Origin of the sequence: Actinosynnema sp. NPDC023658, from assembly GCF_040639995.1 — a bacterium.
Lineage (GTDB): Bacteria > Actinomycetota > Actinomycetes > Mycobacteriales > Pseudonocardiaceae > Actinosynnema.
This window is the reverse complement of the sequence record NZ_JBFAAX010000323.1, coordinates 1-6553: the sequence shown is the minus strand read 5'-3', so window position 1 is coordinate 6553 and position 6553 is coordinate 1. Positions and strand designations below refer to the sequence as shown.

Annotated in this window: 6 protein-coding genes; 2 read left to right on the top strand and 4 right to left on the bottom strand. The window is 72.0% G+C overall.

Going from position 1 to position 6553, the window contains the following annotated elements:
• Positions 1-824 (top strand): GNAT family N-acetyltransferase (locus tag AB0G02_RS25295; RefSeq protein WP_360798067.1); only part of this gene is annotated, 824 nt, incomplete at its 5' end.
• Between the two features lie 36 nt (positions 825-860).
• Entirely contained in the window at positions 861-1892 is a 1032-nt protein-coding gene (locus AB0G02_RS25290) for a LacI family DNA-binding transcriptional regulator (protein WP_360798064.1), read from the top strand.
• Between the two features lie 43 nt (positions 1893-1935).
• On the opposite strand, the gene AB0G02_RS25285 is transcribed toward AB0G02_RS25290, so the two are convergent.
• From AB0G02_RS25285 to AB0G02_RS25270, 4 genes are all read right to left on the bottom strand, one after another.
• Positions 1936-3357, bottom strand: a complete 1422-nt coding sequence (locus tag AB0G02_RS25285) for a GH1 family beta-glucosidase (RefSeq protein ID WP_360798062.1) — start codon at positions 3355-3357, stop codon at positions 1936-1938.
• A gap of 8 nt (positions 3358-3365) precedes the next feature.
• On the bottom strand, positions 3366-4202 hold the full coding sequence (locus AB0G02_RS25280; protein ID WP_360798060.1) for a carbohydrate ABC transporter permease: 837 nt from the start codon (positions 4200-4202) through the stop codon (positions 3366-3368).
• Positions 4203-4207: 5 nt separating this feature from the next.
• Positions 4208-5122, bottom strand: coding sequence for a sugar ABC transporter permease (locus AB0G02_RS25275; RefSeq protein ID WP_360798069.1), 915 nt, complete (start codon positions 5120-5122; stop codon positions 4208-4210).
• A 62-nt stretch (positions 5123-5184) separates the two neighbouring features.
• Positions 5185-6468 carry an extracellular solute-binding protein gene (locus AB0G02_RS25270; protein WP_360798058.1) on the bottom strand — a complete coding sequence of 428 codons (1284 nt, stop codon included), beginning with the start codon at positions 6466-6468 and terminating at the stop codon, positions 5185-5187.
• Positions 6469-6553 lie beyond the last annotated feature (85 nt).

The window sequence follows — 6553 nt, the reverse complement described above, 5'->3', positions numbered from 1 at the left end:
GCGCCGCCACCCACGCCCTGCGCGACCCCGCCGCCGTGTGCGAGGCGCTGCGCCCCGTGCTGGCCGCCGACTCGGTGGTCGCGCTGCCCGACAACGACCCCGAACGCACCCGCGAGGTCGCGGCGGAGTCGGCGGCGCAGTACAACGCGGCGCTGTCCGCCGGGCGAGGGCTGGTCGTGCTGGCCCGCCGCGGGTGGGCGCCGTTCACCGAGGTCGAGCTGGCCCGCGGGCAGGCGCTGATCGACCTGCTGGCCGCCGACGGCGTGACGACGCCCCCGTCGACCGCGCTGGTGACCGACGACGGCATGGCGCTGGTGCTGCGGCCGGGGAGCGCGGGCGACGAGGACGCGGTGGCCGAGCTGCACTCCCGGTGCTCGATGGGCACCCTGTTCACCCGCTACCACGCGGGCGTGCGGACGGTGCCCCGGCGGTGGCTGCACCGGCTGCTCAGCCCGCCGCGCGGCACCACCGTGGTGGCCCAGTGCGCGGACCGGGTGGTTGCGATGGGGCAGCTCATCCCCATGTCCACTCCGGACAGCGCGGAGGTGTCGTTGCTGGTGGAGGACGGGTGGCAGGGCCGTGGCGTGGGCACCGCGCTGCTCGGCGCGCTGGCCGGTGCGGCACGGGCGGCCGGGCGGCGGGAGCTGGTGGGCTGGTGCCTGCCCGCCGAGACCGGTCTGGTCCGCACCGCGGCCCGCGCCGGGCTGCCGACCTCGCTGCGCCGCGAGAACGGGTTGCTGCGGGTCTCGGTCGCCGTCGGCGGGCCGCGGATCACCGCCGCGGGTCGTCCTGAGAGCGCTTCCCGGCAGGTCGCCTCCAGCTAAGCTGGGTTCGTAGGCGATCGTCGAGGAGTGGTGCTCGTGTCGGTTCAATCGCACTCTGCCGCGCGGCCCACGTTGGAGGACGTGGCGGCGAAGGCCGGCGTCTCCCGTGCGACGGCGTCGCGGGTGCTCAACGCCTCGCCCAGGGTGAGCCCGGAGGCGCACGAGGCGGTGACGGCGGCGGTGATGGAGTTGGGCTACCAGCCGAACCAGGCCGCGCGGGCGCTCGTGACCAGGCGCTCCGGCGCGGTGGCGGTGGTGTTCTCCGAACCCGAGCCGAAGATCTTCGACGACCCGCACTTCGCGTGGCTGATCCGGGCGGCGGCGCGGTCGCTGGCCGACGCGGACGTGCAGATGGTGCTGATGCTGGTGCACTCGCCGCAGGACCAGGCGCGCGCCGAGCGGTTCATGGCGGGCGGGCACGTGGACGGCGCGCTGTTGTTCGCGCCGCACAAGGGCGACCAGCTCCCCACGGTGGCCCGCAAGCTGCCGCTGCCGGTGGTGTACGCGGGCCGGCCGTGGGGGTCGCTGCGCGGGCTGCACACCGTGGACCACGACAACGAGGGCGGCGGCCTGCTGGCCACCGAGCACCTGCTGTCGTTGGGGCGCAAGAAGGTCGTGTCGGTGACGGGCCCGCTGGACGAGCACTCCGCGATGGACCGGCTGGCCGGTTGGCGCACGGCGGTCGGCGCGGACGACGAGACGACGGCGTTGATGACGGCCGACGGCGGCTTCTCCCGCGAGGGCGGCAAGCGGGCGATGGAGGCGTTGCTGGCGCGGGTGCCGGACCTGGACGCGGCGTTCGTGGCGTCCGACCACATGGCGGCCGGGGCGCTGGACGCGTTGCGCGAGGCGGGCAAGCGGGTGCCGCAGGACGTGGCCGTGGTCGGGTTCGACGACCACCCGATGATCGCGCCGCACTCGTCGCCGTCGCTGACCAGCGTGCGGCAGGACACCAGCGCGCAGGTGCGCCACATGGTGACCCACCTGCTGCGGCTGCTGCGCGGTGAGACGATCCGGGCGCGGCGCGAGGTCCTGCCGACGGTGCTGGTCCGGCGCGAGTCCGCGTAGCCGACCGGGGCCGCCCGGCGTCACCGGACGGCCCCCGCGGGCGTCACACCACGTCGTACCCCGTCGCCGGGACGGCGTTGGCGCGGATCACCCCGGCCAACGTCCGACCGCTGCGCTTCACCGTGCGCACCTGGGTGTCGTAGTCGACGTGCACGATGCCGAACCGCTGGCTGTACCCCGCGGCCCACTCGAAGTTGTCCAGCAGCGACCACGCGAAGTACCCGCGCACGTCCACGCCCACCGTGACGGCCTCGTGCACCGCGCGCAGGTGGTCGACCAGGTACCTGGTCCGCGCCTCGTCCACCACCTCGCCGCCCTCGACCACGTCCGGGAACGCCGAGCCGTTCTCCGTGACGACCAGCGGCAGGCCGACCTCGCGCTGGAGGCGTTCCAGCAGCTCGGTGAGCCCGCGCGCGTCGACCTCCCAGCCGAACCCGGTCACCTCGCCGCGCGGCGGCAGGAACTCCACGCCCCGCAGGCCGGGGAACGGTCCGCCGCTCACCACCAGCGGGTCGGCCGCGGCGGCGACGCGGGTCGGGGCGTAGTAGTTCACGCCCATCCAGTCGATCGGGGTGGCGATCACGTCCAGGTCGCCGTCGCGCACCACGGCCGTCCAGTCGCCCAGCCACGCCGTGTCCTCGACGACGTCTTGCGGGTAGCCGCGCCCGCCCAGCGGGTCGAGGAACAGGCGGTTCTGCAGGCCGTCGACCCGGCGGGCCGCGTCCTGGGACGCCTCGTCGTCCACCCACACCGAGCAGAAGTTCAGCACGATGGAGAACCGGTGGTCGGCCGGCGCCTGCGCGCGCATGGCCCGCACCGCCAGGCCGTGACCGAGCATGAGGTGGTGCGCGGCCTCCAGCGACGCCTTCGGGTCGACCACCCCGGGGGCGTGCACGCCGTTGGCGTAGCCGAGGAACGCCGAGCACCACGGCTCGTTCAACGTGGTCCACAGCTTGACGCGGTCGGCCAGGTGCTCGTGCGCCAGGGCCGCGTACTCGGCGAACCGGTGGGCGGTGTCGCGGTCGCGCCAGCCGCCCCGGTCCTCCAGCGCCTGCGGCAGGTCCCAGTGGTACAGCGTGGCCACCGGCTGGATGCCCCGGTCCAGCAGCTCGTCCACCAGCCGGTCGTAGAACGCGAGGCCCCGCGGTTCCACCCGGCCCGAGCCGAGCGGCTGGATGCGCGGCCACGCCAGCGAGAACCGGTACGCCGCGAGCCCCAGCTCCGCCATCAGGCCCACGTCGGACCGGTAGCGGTGGTAGTGGTCGCACGCCGGGTCACCGGTGTCGCCGCCGAGCACCGCCCCCGGCCTGGCCGCGAACGTGTCCCAGATGGACGGGCCGCGACCGTCCTCCGTGGTCGCACCCTCGATCTGGAAGGACGCCGTCGCCGCTCCCCACAGGAAGTCCGGCGGGAAGCGCAGCAGCGCGTCCCGCCCGACCTCGGTGTCCGGGTCGGTTGTCGTCATCTACGAGCTCACCCCTTCACAGCGCCCTGCATGATCCCGCCGACGATCTGCCTCGCCAGCAGGAGGAAGATCGCCACCACCGGCAGCACCGCGAGCGACGCGCCGGACAGCATCAGCGAGTAGTCCGTGTAGTAACCGCTGGCCAGGGTCGACAATGCCACCTGCACCGTGGGGCTGTCGTTCGGATCCAGTACGATCAGCGGCCAGAAGAAGTCGTTCCACGCGGTCATGAACGTGAACATGCCCATCACCGCGGCCTGCGGGCGCACCGCCGGGAACGCCACGTGCCAGAACGTGCGCAGCACCGAGCACCCGTCCACCCGAGCGGCCTCGACCAGCTCGTGCGGCACGGACTCCTCGCACGCCTGCCGCATCCAGAACACCGAGAACGCGCCGATCAGCGCGGGCACGATCACCGCCTGGAGCGTGCCGTACCAGTCGAGGTCGGACATCAGCATGTACAGCGGGATGACACCCAGCTGGGTGGGCACCATCGACGTCCCGACCACGACCAGGAACAGCGCGTTGCCGCCGCGGAACCGCAGCCGGGCGAACGCGAACCCGGCCATCGTGCCCAGCACGACGTTGCTGATCGCCACCGTGCCCGCCACCACCAGCGAGTTCTGCATCGCCAGCCAGAAGTCGACGGTGTCGAACACCCTGGTCAGGTTCTCGACCAGGTTCCCGCCGGGCACCAGCGACGGCACCGCGTCACCCAGCGCGGAGTTGTCCTTGCTCGCGATGACGAACGAGTAGTACAGCGGGAAGACCGACGCGAGCAGGATCACCACGAGCGCCGCGTAGGCGACGGGCCCGGCCCGGTTGGCGCGCTTGACCGCGAGCACCGGCCTCACCCCTTCGACGCGATGCGCCGCGCCAGCGTGAAGTTGACGACCGCCACCACCAGGATCAGCAGGAACAGCACCCAGGCGACAGCCGACGAGTAGCCCGCGTCGAACAACCGGAAGCCCTTCTCGTACAGGTACATCACCAGGGTCTGGAACTGCCGGTCGTCACCGCCGGTGCCGGTGGCCGTGCCGCCCGGGTCGAACAGCTGCGGCTCGACGAACAACTGCATGCCGCCGATGGTCGACACGATGACGGTGAACAGGATCGTCGGCCGGATGCTCGGCACGGTGATCGACCGGAACACCCGCCACCGCGACGCGCCGTCGAGCATCGCGGACTCGTACAGGTCCTTGGGCACCGACTGCATCGCGGCCAGGTAGATCAGCGCGTTGTAGCCGGTCCACCGCCACATCACCATCGAGCTGATGGCCAGGTGCGAGGCCCACGTCCGCGCCCGCCAGTCGACCGGGTCGACGCCGACCACGCCGAGCAGGGCGTTGACGATGCCGAAGTCGCGGCCGAAGAGCTGCGCGAACACCAGCGCCACCGCGGCCACCGAGATGACGTTCGGCAGCAGCACGCCGGCCCGCCAGAACGCCCGGCCCCGCAGCCCGCGGTCGAGCAGCGCGGCCAGGCCGAGCGCCGCGAGGAGCTGCGGGACGGTGGAGAGCACGAACAGGCTGACCGTGTTGCCCAGCGCGTTCCAGAAGTTGCCGTCCGACAGCAGTGCGGTGTAGTTGGCCAGGCCGGTGAAGCCCTGGTCGCCGTCGATGAGGTGCCAGTCGTGCAGCGACACCCAGGCGGTGTACAGCAGCGGGTAGAGGCCGAAGACGCCGAACACCACGAAGAACGGCGCCACGACCACGTACGGCGTGTACTTCGTGTCCAGCCGGCCGAGCTTGTCCCGCCACGACAGGCGCTGCGCCGACGGCGGGACGGGCGTCGTGCCCCGCCCCGCCGCGCGTTCGGGTGCGACCGTCACTTGGCCGCGTCCCGCGCTTCCCGGACGGCCTCGGCGAACGCGTCCGCGCTGGACTGCTTGCCCGTCTCCACGCGCGACAGGGCGTTGTTGAAGACCGGGGTGACCTTGGAGTCCTTCGTGCCGCGGTAGGTCGGCTCCAGGCTCTCCGCCGAGTCGCCGAAGATCCTGCCCACCGGCGCGGCGTTGAAGTACTCGTTGGTCGTCGCGGTGACCTCGGGGTCCTGGTAGGCGGCGGGCTCGCTCGGCAGATTGCCGGTCTCCTTGAAGATCCGCTTCTGCTGCTCGGGCGAGGTCAGCCACTTGGCCAGCTCGTAGGCCTCCTTGGGGTGCTTGCCCTGCTTCGGCACGGCCAGGAACGACCCGCCCCAGTTGCCGCCGCCACCGGGCGCCGCGGCCACGTCCCACTTGCCGGCGGCCTCGTCACCGGCACCCGCCTTGATCAGCGCCAACGCCCACGCGGGGCAGGTGGTGGTGGCGAAGGACGCCTGCTTGAGGGCGACGTTCCAGTCCTGGCTGAACGGGGCCAGCGCGCCGGTCTGCTTCTTCTCACCCAGGCTCGCCGCCAACGTGAAGGCCCGCTCGACCTGCTCGTTCTCGCCGCCGATGAACGAGTCGTCGGCCTTGGCGAAGTACCCCTCCTCGGTCTGGTCGAGGATCGCCTTGTAGACGTTCTGCGCCGCGTCGACGAACTTCTTGTCCGGCGTCTTCCGCGTGAAGGTGTCCGCGACCTCGAGGTACTTCTCCCAGGTCGGCCAGAGCTTGCCGACCTCCTCGCGGTCCGCGGGCAGGCCGGCGGCCTCGAACAGGTCGCGGCGGTAGCAGAGCGCCAGGCTGCCCATGTCCGTGCCGAGGCCGAGCACGAAGTCACCGTTGTCGGTGGTGCCCTGGTTCCACTTCCAGGCCGCCCACTGGCTCTCGAGCTCCTTGGCGCCGTAGTCCGCGAGGTTGACGAACTTGTCCTTCGACTGGCGGAACTGCGTGATGTTGCCTTCCTCGATCGCCACGATGTCGGCAGCCCCCCGACCACCCGCGAGCTGCGTGGCCAGCTGCGTGTGGTGCTGCTCCATCTTGACCGTGCGCTGCTCGACCTCGATCCCGGGGTGCGCCGCCTGGTACTCCTGGATCAGGTTGGTGTAGCCGAAGTCCGAGAAGATGCCGATCGACAGCTTCACCTTGCCGTCACCCGAGTCACCTCCCCCGCCACCGCACGCGGCCACCAGGGTCGCGGCCAGGGCCACCGCCGTGACCGACGTCGTCCGGCCGACCAGAGTCCTGCTCATCCGTCCTCCTCGACGCACTCGCCGGGCCTGGGACCCGACACCGTGAGAGCGCTCTCATGAGAGCGCTCTCACGGTGTAAGTACCG